Source organism: Cyanobacterium sp. HL-69 (assembly GCA_002813895.1).
In the GTDB taxonomy this organism is placed as follows: Bacteria; Cyanobacteriota; Cyanobacteriia; order Cyanobacteriales; family Cyanobacteriaceae; genus Cyanobacterium.
Window position 1 is genome coordinate 2,724,535 of sequence record CP024912.1, and the last position, 21,738, is coordinate 2,746,272.

Annotated in this window: 16 protein-coding genes and 1 pseudogene; 12 read left to right on the forward strand and 5 right to left on the reverse strand. The window is 38.1% G+C overall.

Going from position 1 to position 21,738, the window contains the following annotated elements; translation table 11 throughout:
- Positions 1–115 precede the first annotated feature (115 nt).
- The gene (locus AA637_RS12675) at positions 116–748 is read left to right on the forward strand and encodes a hypothetical protein (RefSeq protein WP_446683060.1); all 633 of its coding nucleotides are present in this window, start codon (positions 116–118) and stop codon (positions 746–748) included.
- 68 nt (positions 749–816) lie between these two features.
- Here AA637_RS12675 and bioU read toward each other — a convergent pair whose 3' ends face one another.
- On the reverse strand, positions 817–1,803 hold the full coding sequence (bioU, locus tag AA637_RS12680) for a (S)-8-amino-7-oxononanoate synthase BioU (RefSeq protein WP_446683061.1): 987 nt from the start codon (positions 1,801–1,803) through the stop codon (positions 817–819).
- Between the two features lie 167 nt (positions 1,804–1,970).
- On the opposite strand from bioU, the gene AA637_RS12685 reads away from it, so the two are divergent.
- The 5 genes from AA637_RS12685 (at position 1,971) to AA637_RS12705 (ending at position 7,999) form a co-directional block, all read left to right on the forward strand.
- Positions 1,971–4,373: a GH116 family glycosyl hydrolase gene (locus AA637_RS12685; protein ID WP_446683062.1), complete on the forward strand. Its 2,403-nt coding sequence runs from the start codon at positions 1,971–1,973 to the stop codon at positions 4,371–4,373.
- Between the two features lie 268 nt (positions 4,374–4,641).
- A complete protein-coding gene (locus AA637_RS12690) occupies positions 4,642–5,664 on the forward strand; it encodes a restriction endonuclease (protein ID WP_446683063.1) in 1,023 nt (340 codons plus the stop codon).
- The gene (dcm, locus tag AA637_RS12695; RefSeq protein ID WP_446683064.1) at positions 5,657–6,991 is read left to right on the forward strand and encodes a DNA (cytosine-5-)-methyltransferase; all 1,335 of its coding nucleotides are present in this window, start codon (positions 5,657–5,659) and stop codon (positions 6,989–6,991) included. The genes AA637_RS12690 and dcm overlap by 8 nt, the downstream gene beginning before the upstream one ends.
- Before the next feature lie 70 nt (positions 6,992–7,061).
- Positions 7,062–7,409: a helix-turn-helix domain-containing protein gene (locus tag AA637_RS12700; RefSeq protein ID WP_446683065.1), complete on the forward strand. Its 348-nt coding sequence runs from the start codon at positions 7,062–7,064 to the stop codon at positions 7,407–7,409.
- Positions 7,410–7,432: 23 nt separating this feature from the next.
- Complete coding sequence (locus AA637_RS12705) at positions 7,433–7,999, forward strand: PIN domain-containing protein (RefSeq protein WP_446683066.1); 567 nt, start codon at positions 7,433–7,435, stop codon at positions 7,997–7,999.
- A 96-nt stretch (positions 8,000–8,095) separates the two neighbouring features.
- On the opposite strand, the gene AA637_RS12710 is transcribed toward AA637_RS12705, so the two are convergent.
- On the reverse strand, positions 8,096–9,523 hold the full coding sequence (locus AA637_RS12710; RefSeq protein WP_446683067.1) for a hypothetical protein: 1,428 nt from the start codon (positions 9,521–9,523) through the stop codon (positions 8,096–8,098).
- A gap of 169 nt (positions 9,524–9,692) precedes the next feature.
- Here AA637_RS12710 and AA637_RS12715 point away from each other — a divergent pair, with 169 nt between their 5' ends.
- Positions 9,693–10,196 carry a salt stress protein, Slr1339 family gene (locus tag AA637_RS12715; protein ID WP_446683068.1) on the forward strand — a complete coding sequence of 168 codons (504 nt, stop codon included), beginning with the start codon at positions 9,693–9,695 and terminating at the stop codon, positions 10,194–10,196.
- Positions 10,197–10,258: 62 nt separating this feature from the next.
- On the opposite strand, the gene AA637_RS12720 is transcribed toward AA637_RS12715, so the two are convergent.
- Positions 10,259–12,070: an aspartate kinase gene (locus AA637_RS12720; protein ID WP_446683069.1), complete on the reverse strand. Its 1,812-nt coding sequence runs from the start codon at positions 12,068–12,070 to the stop codon at positions 10,259–10,261.
- Between the two features lie 236 nt (positions 12,071–12,306).
- Between AA637_RS12720 and AA637_RS12725 the strand changes: the two genes are divergently transcribed.
- The 3 genes from AA637_RS12725 to AA637_RS12735 are packed head-to-tail and all read left to right on the forward strand — an operon-like array spanning position 12,307 to position 15,678.
- Entirely contained in the window at positions 12,307–14,421 is a 2,115-nt protein-coding gene (locus tag AA637_RS12725; protein WP_446683070.1) for an IMS domain-containing protein, read from the forward strand.
- A 9-nt stretch (positions 14,422–14,430) separates the two neighbouring features.
- The gene (locus AA637_RS12730; protein WP_446683071.1) at positions 14,431–14,922 is read left to right on the forward strand and encodes an adenylyltransferase/cytidyltransferase family protein; all 492 of its coding nucleotides are present in this window, start codon (positions 14,431–14,433) and stop codon (positions 14,920–14,922) included.
- A 42-nt stretch (positions 14,923–14,964) separates the two neighbouring features.
- A complete protein-coding gene (locus AA637_RS12735) occupies positions 14,965–15,678 on the forward strand; it encodes a GUN4 N-terminal ARM-like repeat domain-containing protein (RefSeq protein ID WP_446683072.1) in 714 nt (237 codons plus the stop codon).
- 9 nt (positions 15,679–15,687) lie between these two features.
- On the opposite strand, the gene AA637_RS12740 is transcribed toward AA637_RS12735, so the two are convergent.
- The gene (locus tag AA637_RS12740) at positions 15,688–16,476 is read right to left on the reverse strand and encodes an SDR family NAD(P)-dependent oxidoreductase (protein ID WP_446683073.1); all 789 of its coding nucleotides are present in this window, start codon (positions 16,474–16,476) and stop codon (positions 15,688–15,690) included.
- Positions 16,477–16,674: 198 nt separating this feature from the next.
- On the opposite strand from AA637_RS12740, the gene AA637_RS12745 reads away from it, so the two are divergent.
- Together AA637_RS12745 and AA637_RS12750 are read left to right on the forward strand one after the other, a co-directional pair.
- A protein-coding gene (locus tag AA637_RS12745; RefSeq protein ID WP_446684592.1) for an IS5 family transposase occupies positions 16,675–17,432 on the forward strand; the annotation gives its coding sequence in 2 pieces (ribosomal slippage) (positions 16,675–17,014 and positions 17,014–17,432; 759 coding nt in all).
- A gap of 42 nt (positions 17,433–17,474) precedes the next feature.
- Positions 17,475–18,193: pseudogene (locus AA637_RS12750) on the forward strand (transposase); the annotation flags it as partial.
- 355 nt (positions 18,194–18,548) lie between these two features.
- On the opposite strand, the gene gcvP reads toward AA637_RS12750, so the two are convergent.
- Positions 18,549–21,533 carry an aminomethyl-transferring glycine dehydrogenase gene (gene gcvP / locus AA637_RS12755; protein ID WP_446683074.1) on the reverse strand — a complete coding sequence of 995 codons (2,985 nt, stop codon included), beginning with the start codon at positions 21,531–21,533 and terminating at the stop codon, positions 18,549–18,551.
- Positions 21,534–21,738 lie beyond the last annotated feature (205 nt).

Sequence of the window (21,738 nt, forward strand, 5' to 3'; positions counted from 1 at the left end):
TCTTTACATTCAATATTAAGAGATTTGGGGGTTTGTTTGGGTGTAGATTGCCCTACACAATTTGAAAATCAAAAGTTATTATATATAAAATTTAATAGCAATAAAATATATTGATATGAAAGAAAATTTTAAAGATTCAGAAATTAAGCATTTTATTAAACTGAAAAAGAAGTATAAGGCACAAGCCCATAAAAGTGAGTCACTATCTAGCCCTCTGTATCCCATTCTTATAAAAATTGATTCAGACGAAAAACTCACGAGAAAAAATCATCATCAAAATACTACTGATGTTGAGGCAATTGATGAGATTCAATGGCTAGAGGATCATAGGTTATATGAAACTTTAGTGATTTATTACGAAAAGCTATATGAAAAGACCAAAAAGACTTGGATTATCACACAAATATGTGGATGTTTGCGAAAGCTCGGAAATCCTGAAGAAGTTCTTAAATTAACTGATGAGTTCTTAAAGAAAAAAGTCTATGCTGATGCACGGGTAAAAAGTGCTATTTTAACGACAAGAGGGGGAGCATTTCTTGATTTAGGCAATTTATCAATGGCTGAACAGTGTGGATTAGAGGCTATGAAGCTATATGAAAGTTATCAAGCGCATTTTTTCTTAAGCAATGTATATGCCAAAAAAAAAAGTGAACAGGATAAAAGTGAGGAAAATTTTATTAAAAGTGAAGAACATTTTAAACGTGGAACGGAGATAAAAGATCGGATTGATCGGAGAAGAAAGAAATAGCGCAAAAATCAAGATGAGCAATCTTAATCAAGATTCTTAGATTTAGGTGGGCAATGCCCACCCTACATTTACTTAACAAACAAAGGCATTACTTCGGCAGCGGTAAGTAAGCCATTGATGCCTTTTTCTCTCAGTTTTGCTCCTGCTTTGAGATAGCCGAAGGCTGGGCCACAGACGTTGGCTGCCATGCTAGTTTCATCCCCAAGGGTGAAGGTATGGGCGGAGATTTTGCCCTCGAAGGTGCGCCCTGTAATTTTTACATTGGTGCTGATGGGTTTTTTGGGGTTACGGGTATCGACAACACCCCCTACAGATACCTGGGTGCGATCGCATATACCCGCTAGTTCTAACATAATATCATCGGCGTGTTCCATGTTTTCGAGGGTTAAAATACCGTTGGTTTTATCCAAAAATGCTTCTACCTCCGCATCAGTCATGGCGTTGGCTTTATCTACGTCAAACCCTGGCATATGGGCAATATCTTCACGGATAGTGGCACGGTAGGCCTCCCAATTAGCAATGCCCACTCCAAAGGTAATTTTAACATTATGAATTTCGGCAAAACTTTGGGCAGCAACGGCGGCGGCGGCGGTTAATAATCCGGGGGTGGCACCACAGCCAGTAAGATAGGTAATACCAGCTTTTTGCAGGTCGTCTTTTAGGGTTAATAACTGTTCTACGGCACTGGTACGTTTGAGGGCATCTACCAATACTCCTTGCCAACCAGATTTAATAAATTGACGGGTAACGTCTGCCATGAAGGTATTGGGCAAGTTGGGCAAAGCGAGGAAATAACCATCTACATCGGCTTTATTAATCAATTCTTCGATGCTGTTATCACTAATTACCCCACCTTCTGCGTATCCCGTAGAGCCTTTTTCGTGGTAGGTGTGAATTAATTGATCAATATCTAACCCTGAGTTATTGTAAGCGTATCCGTGGCGATCGGCAACCGCTACTAATTGCATCTCGGATTTAGGCTGTAAAATTCTTCCAGCAGCTTGTCCTAAACCACCAAAACCTAATAAACCTATTCTAATCTTTTTATTACTCATAAAATCTTTACTTTACACAGTCAACCTTTAATCATAATATTTTCTGGGTCATTTTTATGTTGTTAGGGTATCTTGCCCCAAAAAACAGACTTAAACGGCAAAATTGTTGTGAAAAGTTCAACCCCTAACCTTAAAATGATAAAACGGTAAACTATCAATCACTAACTATGTTCAAAATCGAACTACCAACAATCCCTCGTCAATCTTGGCAATGTGAAATCGGCAAAAAATGGGACAATCCTTATACTGTGCGATACGAAAGTAATTTGGATGATGGGCCAAACCATGGGATGCCTTTGGGGGGTTTTGGGGCTGGTTGTGTTGGTAGGGCGCCTAGTGGTGATTTTAATTTGTGGCACATTGATGGAGGAAATCACACTTTTCAGAGTATTCCTGCTTGTCAGTTTGCGGTATTTGAACATTCCGAGGGGGAAGATGCCCAAGTTTATGCGCTGAGTACCAATGCCCCTGAAGATGGTAGTTTATCGAGTTGGTCATGGTATCCTCAAGGGAAGGGTACATACTCGGCGTTATATCCCCGTAGTTGGTTTAGTTATGAAGGGGTTTTTAAATCCCAGTTGGTGTGTGAGCAATTTTCCCCCGTATGGGCAGGGAATTATCAAGAGTCAAGTTATCCTGTGGGGGTGTTTGAGTGGAGTATTCATAATCCCACGGATAAGCCTATAACGATTAGTATTATGGTTTCTTGGCAAAATACGGTGGGTTGGTTTACCAATGCTATTAAATCGCCGACGGTAAAGGTGAGGGATGATGGTAGCCCTGAGTATGATTATCAACCATGTTTGGGTAATAGTACGGGTAATCTGAATCAATGGATACAGGATGGATTTAGGGTTGGTTGTTTATTTGACCGCATTAGGCTTGAGGATGAGCCTATGGAAGGGGAAGGACAATGGGCGATCGCAACGACAACAAATCCTAGTTTAGAGGTATTTTATCATACCCGTTGGAACCCCAAGGGAGATGGGAGCGAAATTTGGGATAGATTTGCTATGAATGGCTCTCTACCAGACTTTCAAGACGAAACCCCCGCCGAACCGGGGGAACAAATTGCGGGGGCAATGGCGATCAGATTTACTATTCGTCCGGGTAAAACCAAGAAAATTCCTTTTATTTTAGGGTGGGATTTTCCTGTAACTGAGTTTGCCCAAGGAGTTAACTATTTTCGCCGTTATACCGACTTTTTTGGACGCAACGGGCGTAATGTGTGGTCAATGATTCGCACGGGGCTAAAACACCATGATATGTGGCAAAATAAGATAAAAATGTGGCAAGAGCCAATTTTGAGTCGCTCTAATCTACCTGATTGGCTAAAAATGGCTTTGTTTAATGAATTATATTTGCTTACTCAAGGGGGTACACTGTGGACAGCCGCCACGGAGGATGATCCTGTGGGTCAATTTGGGGTGTTAGAATGTATTGATTACCGTTGGTATGAGAGTTTAGATGTCCGTTTATATGGCTCTTTTGGACTTTTACAACTTTTTCCCCGTCTCGAAAAATCGATTATGGAAGCCTTTGCCCGTGCTATTCCCACGGCGGATGACACCCCCCGCATCATTGGGTACAATGGGGCATCAGCTATCCGCAAAGCGAAGGGAGCAACTCCCCACGATTTAGGTGCACCCAATGAGCATCCTTGGCAAAAAAGCAACTATACCAGTTATCAAGATTGCAACTTATGGAAGGATTTAGGTTCGGATTTTGTTCTCTTGGTATATCGAGATTATCTTTATACGGGCAAAAATGATCAGGATTTCCTCTGGGAATGTTGGGATAGTGTGGTGGAGACTTTGCACTATGTCAAAGGGTTTGACCTTGATAATGACGGTATTCCCGAAAATTCAGGAGCGCCTGACCAAACTTTTGATGATTGGCGCCTACAGGGTATTAGTGCCTATTGTGGTGGTTTATGGATATGTGCGCTAGAAAGTGCGATCGCCATTGGTAATATCTTATTAGATAATCCCCCCGTAAATCCTGCCTTGGAAAAGGAAAACGCTAGGGAAAATATTGAAGGTGCGATCGTCCTCTTCCGTCAATGGTTACACCAATCAAGGGCAATTTACCACGATACCCTCTGGAATGGGGAATACTATAACCTAGACAGTAAGAGCGGTTCAGATGTTGTTATGGCGGATCAACTGTGCGGACAATATTACGCCCAACTATTGAAGTTACCCGATGTGGTGGAAAAAGAATATGTCACCGCCACCCTGCAAAAAATTTATGATGCTTGTTATCTCAAGTTCCATAACGGCACTCTCGGCATCGCCAACGGGGTTAAACCTGACGGAAGCCCAGAAAAGGAAAATGATACCCACCCCCTCGAAATTTGGACAGGGATTAACTATGGTATCGTTGCTTTTATGATTCTTAATGGCATGAAAGAGGAGGGTTTACAGGTAGCCGAAACGGTGGTTAACCAAGTCTATAGCAACGGTTTACAATTCCGTACCCCCGAAGCTATCACAGCTGTTAATACTTTCCGCGCTAGTCACTATTTACGGGCGATGGCGATTTGGGCTATTTATCAGGCTTTGAGTTAGGAATAAGGGGCGATCGAATCAGTAATAGCTTACTTGTTCATGGATAGCCTATGTGCTACTTTTAAAAAGCAAAACTAACAAATTCGTGAGTTTTTCATTAATACTATTTAAATACGTTTTTATGCTTGGTTCAAAAACTTTCTGGTATTGATTTAGAGAATATATGGAGGAATTTGTTTCATCATCGTCTATGAGATGATTATTAAGAAACTTTTAGCATAATCAACCGTTAGCTGCTTAGAAAATAAAACAGGGATAATAAGTAAATATGAAGTACGATAGAAGTATTGATGACTTAGAAAAAAATGCGATTTTGTGGTGGCCTAAACATCTAAGTGATAGAAATGCCTCAATCAGCATCATACCAAAGTTGATTCAAACACAAGATGATTTTTTGGGCATACTATCGTTATCTAAGAAATCGCCTTTTCAAGTCTTTGATTTAATAAATGCGTCCTGTTTTCCTGCAAATTTATTTTTGAAACATTTGTGTGTCTTGGCAGACTATGGCGGCGAGCCAATACAAAGGCTAGGCAAGTCATTTAAATCAATATTTCCAACTAATGAGAAAGGACATTACATTCAATTTATCTGGAATCTAAAAAACTATCAATATAACTTTAACGCATTACCTATTCTTGGACTCAAAAATAACAAACTGCTAATTGATGGATGTGGTTTAGTTGTTGAAAAACCACTTTCAGACATCTATAAGGATATGATAGTTCTGCTGATGTTTGGCTCTACCTCTAAAGTTAGTGATGAAGCTGCTCTATCAGCTTGTGAAATTGGTACATTATTAGGTAAACCAAAGATACTAGAAAAATATGTTAGAGAGCGATATATAAATGTAAGCAGAATAACTGGAGGAGCCACAGCAAACTCGTTGGGGCAGTTAGCACAAAAAGAAGTAGTTAAATACCTCAAAAAATCCCTTGGTAAAAACTATAATGTTATGAGTAATGGCAAGATAGAATTAGATGGATATGATAAAAAAGGAGGGATGCCTTTTGATGTCGTTGTGAAAAAAGATAACAAGTTCATTGGAATAGAAATTAGCTTTCAAGTAACGACTAACAGCACGATAGAGCGCAAATCAGGACAAGCAGCAGACAGAAAAAAATTGATGCATAAAAAAGGTTATAAGATAGCCTATATCCTTGATGGAGCAGGCAATTTCCAAAGAAGGTCAGCAGTGTCTACTATTTGCTCAAATAGTGATTGTACTGTTGCATACTCTGAAGAAGAATTCTCTGTATTATCGGAATGGATAGGTAAAGAACTTGGTTAAATTTATCGATTTATTTGCCGGGACAGGTGGAATTCGCTTAGCTTTTGAGCAGGCGTGTAAGGATTTTGGTCTTGATTTCGAATGTGTTTTTAGTTCGGAAATTGATAAAAATTCCTGTCAATCATATGAGTTAAATTTTGGAAGCAACCCATATTCTGATATTACAAAAGTTGATGAATTGCCTGATTTCGATTTTTTATTAGCAGGGTTTCCTTGTCAGGCATTTTCATACGCAGGCAAACAAAAAGGTTTTGGTGATACTAGAGGAACGCTTTTCTTTCATATAGAAAGAATATTAAAGAAAAAAATGCCTTCTTACTTTTTGTTAGAAAACGTCAGGGGGTTAGTAACTCATGATAAGGGTAGAACTTTTAAAACAATAAAGGATAGTTTAGAGAGTTTGGGTTACTCAGTGGATTACTTATTGCTGAATTCGAGTAATTTTGACGTGCCACAGAACAGGGTAAGAATATATATTTTGGGTGTATTAGATAAACAAATTAAATTGACCCTCAATAGTGATGTTGGTGCCGCCGATACTCATAAATTTAAAAGAAAATCTACATATATTCAAACCTCTCTCTTTGGTGAAGAAAATTTTAAAGCTGTTACGGTTAAAAATATTTTAGAGCCTAATCCCGATAAAAAATATATTTGCACACAAGACTTTATCAATAAGCTTCAAAGAGTTGTAGGAGATAATCTTTCTCGATTACATGGTTATAGGCTCATAGATCATAGAGGAGGAAAATCCATACACTCTTGGGAGCTTGGTCTTAAAGGTGATTGTACTTCTCAAGAAATTGAGTTCATGAATTTGCTCATTGCAAATCGAAGAAAAAAAATCTTCGGGACACACCAAGATGGAAAAAGTTTAACAAAAGAACAGATATTAACCTTTTACCATGAAAACAACTTTGATCAAGTCACAAAATCACTTTTAGAAAAAGGTTATTTGAGTTCTCATGACGGAAGATACAATCCTGTATGTGGAAATATGTCTTTTGAAGTTTTTAAATTTCTAGATCCAGAAGGTATTTCAATAACACTAACAGCATCTGACGCAAATAGACTTGGAGTTGTTCAAAATAATATGCCGAGGAGAATTACACCAAGGGAGTGCGCTCGATTGCAAGGATACCCGGATACTTACAAATTATTAGATAATGATAATGCTGTTTATAAACAAATGGGTAATGGCGTGTCAGTTCCAGTTGTTAAAGCAGTCTTAAGTGATTTTATTGAACACAATTTAAAATGCAGCTCTGCGAAGCAGTCTCCCATGCGATCGCCTTTAGTGGTGAAAATTAATCATTATGCAATATAAAAATCGATTACCCAAACTCGATATTATGACTAATGATATGATGGGAAAAGAATGAGTCAAGAATAGTCCTATGCAATTTATAAAAAGAGCAGAGCAAGGAAAAAAGAAACGTGTTAAAAAGGAAAAACATAACATTAATGAGCTAACTTTGGAATTACAAAGAGATGCTAAATCAGTGATTGTTATCTGTCGTGATGAATATATGACTATAGAGGAGACAGCAGATTTTCTTAACGTTTCACCTGCTTATCTCAATAAAATGTTAAAAAATCGAGAACTATCTTATATAAAAATCGGTAATAGAAGTAAAATTAAAACCAAAGATGTAGTACAGTATCAGCAAATCAGAAACAAAAAGCGTAATCGCTTATTAAACAGTTTTTCACAGGGGCTAAAAGAAGATGGATTATATGACTAGAGCCTGAAATTAGAAAATAATTCGTGACGAAGTTAGTAGTAGTTTTAGATGCTTGTGTCATCATTCCCATGCCCCTTTGTGATACTTTGCTAAGAATGATTGAAGCAAATTTATTTAGATTTCATATTTCTGAACAAATATTAGAAGAAAGCACCAGAAATCTAGCTAAAATTTTAGCAAAAAGGCAGAATATAACCATAGAAAAAGCCTTGTTAAAAGCTAAAAAAAGAGTTGAACAGATAAAGTTAGCTTTTCCTGAGTCTTTAGTTGAACCGAAACAGAAAATCATTAATACACTGACGAATGAACCAAAAGATCGTCATGTACTTGCCGCTGCCATAGAAGCAAAAGCAAGTCTCATCATTACCGCCAATCTCAAAGACTTTCCTCCTGATACGACTGAATTCTATGGTATAAAGGCAATTTCCCCTGATGATTTCCTTGTTACTCTAGTCAATCTTTATGGCTCTCTGAAAGTTAAAGATATACTCTATAGACAAGCAAAAGCCGTTAATCTTGATGTAAATGATATATTAATGAAGCTCAAAAATAATAGCAATATTGATGAATTCGTGAATATACTTATTTAAAATGTTATTCAATTACATAACAGATAGATAACATGATAATCATGCGATGAAGCAAATACAAGAAAAGCTACAAGTATGTGGCGATCGCACTTTAGACTATTTCCTTATTAACATCTCAAAACTTTTTTCTAAAATAGGAATGGTTTGCCCGGAAACACTATAAACTAAAGCCTCTTTATACAATCTTTGGGCGGTATTATCTTGTAAATTAGCTGAACCTTTGCTAGTGATTACTGCCCCTTGGGTGCAACGAAAAGCTAAGTTGATGGCTTTTGCTCTTAAAGTTAGTTTATGCTGAGGAGTTTTTGATGGATTTTCGATTTCTGTCAAGATATTTTCTTTCAAATTATTTAATTCTGTGGTTAATTTTTCGTAGTTAAAAAATACTGATTCAAGTTCTAGTTTATCGGCATTTTCTTTTATTAAATCAAGGCTTCCCATGGCACAACCAAGGGCAAAAGCACTATTATTTAATACTTGTTTTTCACTATCTTTAACAATAGTTTGGGAAGGATTTATTTTAATAATATCATCAGGATGAATATACCATTTTTCCATGCTTGCACTGACGGTATTAGTTGATGCCATTGCCCCTAATCTCATGGTTTTATTAATGGTTATTTTGCCTCCATTTTTGTTGGTACTAGCAAAAGGTGCGATCGCATATAATTCTCTACCATCCTCTAAAATGGCTCCCACCACAAAATGCTCAAAAATATTAAATCCTGTAATCCAAAAAATGTTTCCTGTCAATCGATAACCTTTTTCATCAACTACTGCCCGTAAAGGAGGATTTTTTAAACGACGCAAATGGGAAAAAGCGACCCCACAAAAACTTAATCCTTTAGCAATTTTTGGTAAATATCTTTGTTTAATAATTTCGTTTTCAGATGAAGATAATATTCCTACCGCTGTTTGATGTTGTGCTTGTAAAAAAGCTAAAGCCCCTGAATATTTTGCCATCATCATTTTAGATGTGAAAAAGTCTCTTTTACTAACCTGTAAACCGCCCCACTCGACGGGTAACTTTAAACTTAACCATAAAGGATTCTCATTTGCTATGGCAGAAAAAGCTTGTTTTAATAAATCTGAATTGTGATCTAAATTATTAGCTATTTTTTGATCAATATTTTTGTATAAATAATTATGTAAATCCTTTTCAATGTTGATATTTTTATTTAAATCTTGTTCAATTATATTATTCTCATAAACTGAAATTAATTGTATTTTTTTATCAAAAATTCCTCTTTTTTCCCCTTTTTCCTTCTGTACTTCTTTTATTTCTTCTTCACTCAATTCATACACTTGTATTATTGCAGATAAAACTTCATAAACATCTGCTATTTCATCTATTAAATCTTTAGTATTATTTGCTTCTAAAACTTCGTAAACTTCCTCTAACAATTTATTTTTTAATGATTGTTTATATTCCCTAACGGAAAGTTTTTTTATTTCACACTGTTTATTATTATTTTTAATAATTTCAGGAATTTTATCTCGAATAAGTTTGTTATATATAGTCATTGATAATTTTATTTTAGAGAAATTAGACAATAATTGTAGATTATTTAACCAGTAAATTTTAGGCTAAAAAAATTATAATAAAAATGAATAACAGTACTAGCACTATGCTTACGGTGGTTAAAGAGCATATAATAAAGCAAAGGCAAAATTAAGTTAAGCTAATTCAATCATGACTCATCCAGCAGAAAATGATCCTATTGATTCTGTTTTAGCAAGTTTAACCGATCAGTATCAACAAAAATCTTCATCTGTTCCCCAAAAGAATCAGCCATCTGATGATTTACTCGCAGATATAGAGGCTAAGTTTCAACAAAAAAAGCCCATAAAAAATAACTCTCAGAAATTTTCTGCGGTAGATGATGCTTTAATTTCTTTAACTCAGAATTTACAAGAAAAAATTAAGCCCCGTGATCAAATTTCCAGTAATGATTTTGAGGAAATTAAAAAGAAGGAATTAGAAGCCCAGAGGAAAGCCAAGGCAGAGGCAAGAAGGAAGGAAGAGTTAGCAAGGGCAGAAGCTGAAAAGATAGAGCAGTTAACCAAAAAAGCTGAAGTTTGGTTAAAAAACCTAGATATTAATTCCGATGAGGGATTCTGGTTTTCTCAGTTTGCCATGTCCTATGATTCAAAACTAAAAGCTGCTATGGATTACCTTAAAGCCTTAGAAAATTAGGCATTACTTCATCTCAGTATTAAGTAACGCCGAAAATTAATTACTTGAGCAAGATAACTTTTTTATTTCCAGCTTACGGCAGGAATATCCGCTTGTACTTCTCCGCCGAGGTTAAATGCCTTATGGACGGCTTTGAGGGCTTGAATGCCTTGCTCTTGGGATACCACACAACTGATTTTAATTTCTGAGGTGGTAATCATGGAGATATTAATTTTTTCGTGGGCAAGGGCGCTGAAAAATTGAGCAGCGATACCGGGATGCCCTACCATGCCTGAGCCGACAATGCTTACTTTGGCGATGTTGTCATCGATCGCAACTTGTCTAAATTTGAGAGTATCTTGTAATTTATTGATAACTTCCATGGCTTGGGGGGCATCGGAGGAAGCGACGGTAAAGGCAATATCACGCATGGGTATTCCATCCACTAGGCGACACCGTTGAGATTGGATAATCATATCAACACTGATATTTTCATCGGCGAGGGTAGTAAAAATTTTGGCAGCCATACCCGGCATATCTGGTACATAGAGGATAGCAATTTGGGCTTGATTTTTGTCTAGGGCAACTCCTCTCACGGGGACAAGATTACTTTGGTTTTCGTTTTCTTGGTTGTGGGTAATATTGGAACTATCAATATTAAAAGTATTACACAAAGAGGCGATCGCCCGATCGCACTCATCCTGATTAACAATACAACTAACCTTCACCTCGGAGGTGGAAATCATTTGAATATTTACCCCTGCCTCCGCCAAAGCCCGAAACATTTGAGCCGCAATACCAGGTCTGCCAATCATCCCTGCCCCTGCGATGGCGATTTTGGCAATTTTTTGTTCCACTAAAATATCGGTGGTACTGTTTTCATCAAGGATAGGGGCGATCGCATTTGCCACCGCTTCAGCGTGGGGTAACATCCCCTTAACCACCGTAAAGGCAATATCATTACTATTCCCCTCATGGATAGACTGAATAATTAGGTCCACATCCACATCCTGACGGGCTATTTCCCCGAACAACTTGGCGGCTACCCCGGGGCGATCGGCAACCCTGAGAAGGGCTATTTTAGCTTGATCTGAGTCAAATTGCACCGCATCCACCGCCTTAGTAATCTCCAAACCGATTAACGAGCGCCCCTGATTAGGAGGAGAAATTACCCTAGTACCCACATCATCCGTCCAGCTAGACTTGACCACCAAAGGCATCCCAAAATTACGGGCAATTTCCACCGCCCGAGGGTGTAACACCTTCGCGCCCAAACTTGCCAACTCCAACATTTCATCGCTGGTAATCTCTGATAATAACTGAGCTTCAGGGACAATTCTAGGGTCAGTGGTTAAAATTCCTGGTACATCCGTATAAATCTCGCAACAATCCGCCCCAATGGCCACCGCCAAAGCCACCGCAGAGGTATCAGAGCCACCCCTCCCGAGGGTAGTAATTTCCAACTCTTGAAGATTACTAATACCTTGGAAACCCGCAACAACAATTACTTTACCTTCCCCAAGGTGCTTATTTACCCTTTCGGTTTTAATTTCTAAAATCCGAGCCTTGCTGTGATGGGCTTCTGTAACAATACCCACCTGCGCCCCCGTCAAAGAAATAGCGGGTTGCCCCATTTCCTGTAGTGCCATACTAAGTAAAGAGATTGACACCTGCTCCCCCGTCGAGAGCAACATATCCATCTCCCGACGACAAGGGTTACTCGAAATATCTTGCGCTAACTTGACCAAACTATCTGTAGTCTTACCCATAGCGGAAACTACCACAACAACCTGATTTCCTTCCTTGACGGTTGCACAAATCCGCTTACTAACTTCTTTTATTCTCTCCGTAGAGCCTACAGAACTACCACCATATTTTTGGACAATTAGCGCCATATCTGAACCTAGGTTTTTATTTCATCACAACAGCAATAACTAATCAATATTAACCTAGATCCTGTTTCTATGCTATTTGGGTAATTGAGAAATAAATAATTAATTATTTTCTATTCCTCCTCTAAATCCACAATTTTTCATCCAACTAAGGTAAAATTTTGTTGTCACTTAGTTACCTTTATGGTTATTTATTATGGTAAGTGAGCAAACCATCATCATCTTAAGTTAGGTAAACCGTGCAAATACCCCTAGACTATTACCGCATCCTTGGTGTGCCTCTACAGGCAGAGGATGATTTGATCAATCAGGCGTACGAAGATCGTATGCTACAATTACCCCGTAGTGAATATAGTCAATCTGCGATCGCCTCTCGCCAAAACCTAATAAAATTGGCTCATTCAGTGTTAAAGGATGAGGAAATTCGTCAACAGTATGACGATGAAATTTTCCCTTCCCATGGCTCTGCCATCATTAACGGTGACGGTAATATGGACATGAGCATTGATGATGCCCTCAGTCTTTCAGAAACATCCATTGCCAACCCCACCATCGAAGTAGATGGAGATTTACTCCTTGGGGCTTTGATGATGTTGCAGGAGTTGGGAGAGTACGAATTATTACTCAATATTGCTCAGTCTTTCTTGGAAGGAAAAGAGCCTCTCGAAGAAATTAGCACCGACACCAATCAACTACAGTCATGGTGGCAAGATTTAATTTTAACGGTAATAAGTGCCTATTTAGACCTTGCCAAAGAAAAATGGCATCAACGGGAGTATGAAAACGCTAGTCTTTATCTATGGGCAGCGGATGCTATCTTAGAGCAACAAAATGTATTTATGCCCATTCGCCAAGAAATTGATAGCGACTTACAAAAAGTTCGTCCTTACGAAGTTATCGAGTTATTATCTAAATCAGATTCTCAACTGGTGGATAGACAAAAGGCGATCGCCCTGCTCCAGAAAATGCTAGACTCAAGGGAAGGTATAGAAGGAAAAAAACAAGATCAATCAGGGTTAAACACCGACGATTTTCTAAGATTTTTACAAGAAGTTAGAACCTACCTAACCCCCCTCGAACAAGAAGAATTATTTAAACAAGAATCATCACGCCCCTCCATCGCTGCTACTTATCTTACCGTTAACGCCCTCATCGTCAGGGGTTTTGTGGAAAGAAAACCAGAGCTAATTATTCAAGCCCAAAATATCCTTGATCATCTTAACCAATATCAAGACGTATATCTTGAACAATCCATCTGCTCATTATTACTAGGAAATATTAACCAAGCCGAAAAACTACTTAACCATAGTTATGAAACAGAAAAAGTTAAGTCTATCAAAAAACTTTCCCAAGGCGCACCTGATTTAGTACCAGGGTTAATTATCTATGCCGAAAATTGGCTTAAAGAAGAGCTTTTTCCCCAATTTAAAAATCTTGAGAGGGAATCTTCATCTGTTCAAGAATATTTTGACGATGGCAGACTGCAACGCGCCCTCGAAAACATAGCACCCCCTGAAATTAATGCCATAGATGAGGAAGATCCCTTATCCTTATTAAAAGACTATCCCTCGGAATTTGACCAAGAAGAAACACCCCTTCAGGCTTCAGAAATTCCCCCTCCAAATATTTCTACCCCAGAGATAGAAAAAACGGAAGAAGATTCCTCCCTCGTGGGTTTCTCATCCTTCCTCGAGGCGGAAATTGATGATAATGATGAGCCAGAAGAGCCTAAAAACGATAATTTAATATCAGACACCCCAGAAGATGAAAAGGAAATGTCGTCCTCCCAGAATTTTTCATCATCACCGATGATAATATTATTCGTATTGCTGATTTTATTAGGTATTTTTTCTGCCCTGTTTTATCGGGTATTTAATCAATCGGGAGATGCTAACCTCGAAATATCGTTAAGTCAATCTCTGATTGAGTTGCCCGAAGAATTAGCCGGTACAGACTCATCTTCCCAGCCTTTATCCCCAGAAATGGCTTCAGAAATTATCAATGGGTGGTTGGAGGCAAAAGCTTTGGCAACAGGGCCAGATTACAACCTAGGGGCTTTGGACAACGTTTTAGCAGATCCCTTTTTGTCCATTTGGCGTGGTAATATCAACACTCTGCGCAATCAAAGTGCTTATCGTCGCTATGAACATGATGTCACCATTGAGGAAGTAAACATTAACCCCCAAAATAATATGGAGGCAAATATCACCGCACGGGTGAGAGAAAATTCTCAGTATTTCAACAATGGACAATTAAACAATCAACAATCCTATGATTCTAATTTATTGGTTAGATATGACCTTGTGAGGGTTAATAATCGTTGGTTAATCGCCAATAGTCAAATTATCAATTAATGACAATTTATGAGTAAAATATATTCCTTAGAGCAGTTAAAATCTATTATTGACCAAAATCCCCAGCAATGGCGCCCCCTTGTATTTACCAATGGTTGTTTTGATTTACTCCATGTTGGACATATTCGTTATCTCCAAGAGGCTAAAAATCAGGGTAAAACTTTGATTGTGGGAGTAAATGGCGATCGCAGCGTACAACAAATTAAACCCCCCACCCAAGGCAAACCAGAGCGCCCCATCATTCCCGAAGCCCAAAGGGCAGAGCTTTTAACCGCCCTGAGTAGCGTGGACGGAGCAGTTATGTTTTATGAAACCACCGCCACCAAAATCATCGAAACCCTACAACCAGATATATATGTCAAAGGGGGAGACTATCAAGTTGAAACTTTGCCCGAATCCCCTGCGGTATTCGCCTATGGTGGTAAAATTAAACTGGTTGACATTGAAATACCAACTTCAACCACTAAAATTATCAATAAAATTTTAGATATTAATAAATAAAATATAGCATTAGTGCAGATAGGTAATTAAACTTTAGTGAACATGAATGAATTAGGGACTCTCACCGAAAAATTTAATCAGGCATCTAACAAAAATCAACTAAAACTTATTGATGACATTATTGCAAAAGGGGAAGAAGGATACCAGTTTTTAAGAGAGTTTTTATCTTCATCTCAAGAACAAGTTCCCAATCCAGTTTTAGGTAAAATATATCAAGCCTTAAAGAATAGTGATAATCAAGAAAATAATAGTTTTATCGCTGATAAAATACCCCAAGGAATAGTCCAACCAGAGTCATCATCCAATATAGATTACTCAGAATTACAAGAACTTTTAATAGTCAAAGAATATCAAAAAGCTGACGTACTAACTAGAGTTAAACTTTGCGAAATAGCAGGACAAAAAGCAGTCCAAAGAAAATGGCTTTATTTTACTGAAATTGCTAAATTTCCTATTAAAGATTTACTTACCATTGATTTATTATGGAATGTTTATTCCGAAGGAAAATTTGGTTATAGTATCCAAAGAAAAATTTGGCTTTCCCAAAGAAAAGACTATATCGAATTATGGGCAAAATTAAAATGGAAAGATGGTAATCGGTGGACAAAATACCCCCAAGAATTTGTCTGGGATTTGAGTGCGCCTCTCGGACATCTACCCCTATCTAATCAGTTGAGAGGAGTTAGGGAAATAGATGCTTTGTTTGCTCATCCTGCGTGGACTGCAGAAAATGCCCTTACTACTAATAGTAAATAGTTTTGTTCATTATTTATTCTTTTTAAACTGTTTTTCTACGGCTTTTAAAAGTAATTCTCTGGGCAAAAAGCGGGGTAAATTAACAATGATTTGATTGACTAATCCCCCCGTGACACTGTTAGATTTTTTCTGACTAAGGGCATCAAGGGCATCTTTGACAACATCTTCGGCTTTGGCTAAGGACATATCGTCACTGTTTTGGTTAAGTTCAAACTCTGCTACCTCGCCAAAATTGGATTCTGTGGGGCCTGGGCAAAGGGCTAATATATTGACCCCATATTCTTTGTTTTCTGCCCATAGTGCCTCGGAAAAGGACAATACAAAGGCTTTAGTGGCAGCATATACAGATAAGTAGGGTAAGGGTTGATAACCTGCAATAGAACCCACATTGATAATGTCTCCTTCTTTTCTCTCTCTCATATCCTGTAAAAATAAATGAGTTAGGGTAACCAAGGCGCTAATATTTAATTGGATCATTTTCAATTGCTTATCTAAGGGGCGATCGCAAAATAACCCATAATCACCAAAACCTGCATTATTTATCAACAAGTCAACGATTATATTTTCTTGTTTTAGTTGCTCATAAATATCTTCACAAGCATTAGGCAAAGTTAAATCTTGAGTGATAACTTTTACGCTTATTTTATGCTTAGTTTCTAAGTCGTTTTTTATATTATTTAATGCTTCTGTAGTTCTAGCAATAATAATTAAATCATAACTTTTTTGGGCTAATTCTTCAGCGAATGCCTTACCGATTCCCGATGATGCCCCTGTAATTAGGGCTGTTTTGTTGCTCATGATAGTAAAATAAATAAGTTAAAATGACTAATTTTTACCTTAGCCAATAAATTGTCAAAGTTATGATTTATTAGTTTAGTTGGGGAATAGGCAATGGGCAATAGTAATAATAGTTTTAGGGCGTGTCATCAAATAGAAGAGAATAACAGATAAAATAAGGATGATAGTAATTGTGACAAAAGTGAGGATATGGTAGAGATGCGCAGGTATGGTTTGAGAGACGATCAATGGGAAAAAATTAAAGATTTATTACCGGGTCGATTTGGTACAGTGGGAGTCACCGCCAAAGATAATCGACTTTTTGTCGAAGCGGTATTGTACAGGTATCGAGCTGGTATTCCTTGGCGAGATTTACCTAGTCGATTTGGTGATTTTCGAGTGGTTCATACTCGTTTTAGTCGTTGGAATAAAAAAGGTGTCTGGGAAAAGGTTTTTCAAATTTTGGCAGGAGATAGTAACGATGAATATGCCATGATTGATTCAACCATAGTAAGAGCACACCAGCATAGTGCTGGTGCAAAAGGGGGGATAAAAACGAGGAAGCAATAGGTCGAAGTAAAGGAGGTTTAAGTACAAAAATTCATACTACGGTTGACGCATTAGGTAATCCTACAGGTTTTTTCCTCACCGGAGGACAAAAATGTGATTTGGACGGTGCAGATGTTTTACTAAAAGAAATAAAGGCAGATATTTTGTTAGGGGACAAAGGTTATGATGCGGATGAAAGAGTTCTGGAAAAGCTAAAGAAGCAGGATAAAATAGCGGTTATTCCACCAAAAAGAAATAGAAAAGAACAACGAGAATATGATAAGTATTTATATCAAGCAAGACATTTGATTGAGAACTTTTTTGCCCGATTAAAACAATATAGAGCCATAGCCACTAGGTATGATAAACGAAAAATAAATTTTCTTGGTGCTATTTATCTAGCCGCAGTCGTTATATGGCTTAATTGATGACACGCCCTAGGATTAATTTCAACACTCAAAAGAAAATCTTTGCCAGAAATAAGTAAAATTGTTAATGTTTCCTCTCAAGGTTTACATCATTTTTTGACAAAATCTAATTGGAATTCATCAGACTTGGAAAAAGTACGTTTAAAATATATTTTAAGTATACTGATTGATACACCGATTACAGTAATCATTGATGAAACAGGAGATCGTAAAAAGCGGTGCGACCCCGCGTCGGCGAAAGACGCAAGGGAACGCGCACCAAGATAAGGAAATAACACAGATTATACTTCTCGACAATATTTGGGAAGCTTAGGGAAAATAGATCAAGGTATAGTATCAGTAAATGTTTATGGTCTTTATAGAAATATTACTTTCCCTTTAGTGATGGTAAAAAAGAAGATAGATACATTAGAGAAATTATTTATGGTCTCAGAAGAGAAATAACTTATTGGCAAATTACTACTAACACAGAAACTATGCCAGAAAACAGCACTAGTTTTGTAATGACTAACATCCAAAAAACGAGAACTCAACAGAAAAAAACCATGGGAAATTTATATGGTCAACGTACATGGGTAGAGTATGGATTTCGGCAGTGTAAACAAGAATTAGGCTGGACAGATTATCGTTTAACCAAGGGAGAAGATATAGAAAAATGGTGGGAAATTATTAATAGTGTTTACTGGATGACTAGCTTAAAAACTAAACCTATTACAGACTTAATTAATCAAAAAAAAATAGTAGAGACTCAAGATAAGAAAATCTTCATCACAGAAGATTGGCGTGATTTTAGTAGTTGGAAAAATACATTGATTAACTATCGAATTATGGTTAAACCAATGCTCATCTTTTGCACAATGTTACCTTGGTTAAGAATAATGGAGAGCGATTTATTATGGATAGGGTTTAATCATTTACTGAACCACAGCAATAATTGTATGATTCATTTTCTCAGTGGATAAATTCATTTTTTCCGATTAGTTATTTCGGAAAGTGACAAAAGAGGGATACTATAAAAGTAAATTTAAGCTAAATTACTGACAAAATGCTTGGATTTTTTCACTATTTCTACTAGCCAAAAACCCCTTCCATAAAAGAAAGGGGATATTTCAAATTTTACTGATAATTTTCCATACCGACACAAGAACATACTAAATTGCGATCGCCCCAAGCATTATCAATACGCCCTACAGCACTCCAAAATTTATGCTCTTTCGTCCAACTATCAGGATAAGCAGCCTCCTCACGGGTATAAGGATGACTCCAATCAGAAGCAATCAAACTCACCGCAGTATGGGGAGAATTTTTGAGTAGATTATCCTCCATGTTCATCTTACCATCCTCGATCGCCCTTATTTCCTGACGAATAGAGATCATCGCCTCACAAAAACGATCTAACTCCGCCAAAGACTCACTTTCTGTCGGTTCAATCATCATCGTACCATTCACAGGCCAAGACATAGTAGGCGCATGGAAACCATAATCAATAAGACGTTTTGCCACATCCTGCACCTCAATAGAAGCAGTTTTACGCAACGGACGTAAATCAATAATACACTCATGGGCAACCAAACCCGTTTTACCAGTAAACAAAATCGGATAATGAGGTGCCAAACGATGGGCAATATAATTTGCATTCAAAATCGCAATCTTAGTCGCCTCCATCAAACCCTCAGCCCCCATCATGGCAATGTACATCCAAGAAATAGGTAAAATACTGGCACTACCCCAAGGCGCCGCCGAAACCATCCCAATCGACTCCATTCCCCCCTTATTAAGGGGGGCTAGGGGGGATCCTTCATCCTTATTAAGGGGGGCTAGAGGGGATCCATCCGTAGCAGGTAAAAAAGGCACCAAATGAGGCATCACCCCAATAGGACCAACCCCTGGGCCACCGCCACCATGGGGAATACAGAAAGTTTTATGTAAATTGAGATGACACACATCCGCCCCAAAATCCGCTGGGCGACACAAACCCACCTGCGCATTCATATTCGCCCCATCCAGATATACCTGTCCCCCATAACTGTGGATAATACCGCATATATCCTTAATACCCTGCTCAAATACCCCATGGGTAGAAGGATAAGTAATCATCAACGCTGAGAGATTATCTCGATATTTTTCCGCCTTGGTGTTCAAATCCTCAATATCAATATCCCCCTGACTGTCACACTTCACAGGCACAACCTTTAAACCACACATCACCGCACTAGCGGGGTTTGTACCATGGGCAGACTCGGGAATCAGACAAATATTACGATGGCTTTCCCCCAAACTATCATGGTATCTGCGAATCACCTGTAACCCTGCATATTCCCCTTGAGAACCCGCATTGGGCTGGAGAGATATTCCAGCAAACCCTGTTATTTCGCCCAACCATGCCTCCAATTGAGCAAAAAGGACTTGATACCCCTTCGTTTGAGAAACAGGGGCAAAGGGATGGATTTGGTTAAATTCTGCCCAGGTTATGGGTAACATTTCCGCTGTAGCGTTTAGCTTCATGGTACAAGAACCGAGGGCAATCATGGAAGTGGTAAGGGATAAATCCTTGCTTTCCAAGCGGTGTAAATACCTTAGTAACTCGGTTTCGGAATGGTATTGATTAAATACGGCTTCGGTGAGATAAGGAGTTTTACGCAAAAAGTTGTGAGGTAAATCAAACTTAGAAGTATTTAATTGTTCAACGGTGAAATTAACCTCCCCATTGGGAGCGAAAATTGACCATATTTTCTGCACATCTTCTAGGGTAGTAGTTTCATCAAGACTAATACCGATCGCACTCTCATCGTAGCGGAAATTGACTTGCCTAGCTTCAGCAGTTTCACGAATAGTACCAACCAACTCAGTGTCAACAAAATCAATGGTAATGGTGTCAAAAATAGAATGACTCCTTAACCGATAATTGAGCCTTTCTAGCCCTGCACCTAACACCTTGGTTAAATCATGGATAGTCGTAGCAATGTTTTTAATACCTTCTTGCCCATGGTAGAGAGCATAGGTAGAAGCAATCACCGCCAACAATACCTGCGCGGTGCAAATATTACTGGTAGCCTTATCACGGCGAATATGTTGCTCTCTGGTTTGTAGTGCTAGCCTTAAAGCTGGTTTTCCATGGACATCCTTAGAAACCCCTACAATACGCCCCGGTACTTGTCTTTTATATTGATCCTTGGTCGCAAAATAAGCAGCGTGAGGCCCACCATAACCCAATGGTACTCCAAAACGTTGAGTATTTCCCACTGCAATATCAGCATTTAATTCCCCGGGGGATTTTAACAGGGCTAAAGCCATCAAATCACAGGCGAGAGTAACTAAGCCTTTTTGTTGGTGGACTTGATCAATTATTTCTTGATAATCGTAGATTGTGCCGTGGGTAGTAGGATATTGTAGTAAAGCGCCGAAAATGGGAGTATTAAAATCAAAATCAGCAAAATCAGCGATAATTAACTCAATATCCAAATATCTAGCTCTAGTTTCAATTACCGCAATGGTTTGGGGATGACAAGTGCGATCGACAAAAAATCTGTTAGACTTATTTTTACATACACCATAACTCATGGTCATAGCTTCCGCTGCTGCTGTGCCTTCATCCAACAAAGAAGCGTTAGCAATCTCTAAACCCGTCAAATCAATGATCATGGTTTGATAATTCAAAAGTGCTTCTAACCTTCCCTGAGCAATTTCTGGCTGATAGGGAGTATAAGCAGTGTACCAGTTAGGATTTTCTAAAATGTTGCGCTGAATAACTGGGGGAGTAATGCAATTACTGTAACCCATGCCGATATAGTTTGTGAATACCTCATTCTCTTGGGCAATTTCCTTTAACTGGGCAAGGGCTTGACTTTCTGAACTAGCAGAGGGTAACTTTAAAGATTGATTGAGCCGAATAGATGGGGGAACAGCCTGATCAATTAGTTGGTCTAAACTATCATAGCCTAGAGCATCCAACATTATCTTCGCACTAGGTTCATTGATGCCGAGGTGACGAGCTTTGAATTGATTATTTTGTCTTAAACTAAGGGAAGATTTAACGTGACTCAAGGTGTCATTCTCCATAGATTCAGAATGACTATTACCGAAATTGTCTAAATCGAGCATGGTTGATGGTAGGGTGATTTACGTTTGAGTTACTTATTACATATTAACGAAATCTTAACAATTCTTAAACTAAGATTATTAACATTGCTGAATTTTAAATGTGATTTTTAGTTTAGGTGGCGTATGGGTAATGGGGAATAGTCATCATATTTCATATCATGGTTAAGCAACACCTATTTTTCAAATTTCGGTTGAAGAAAAGATT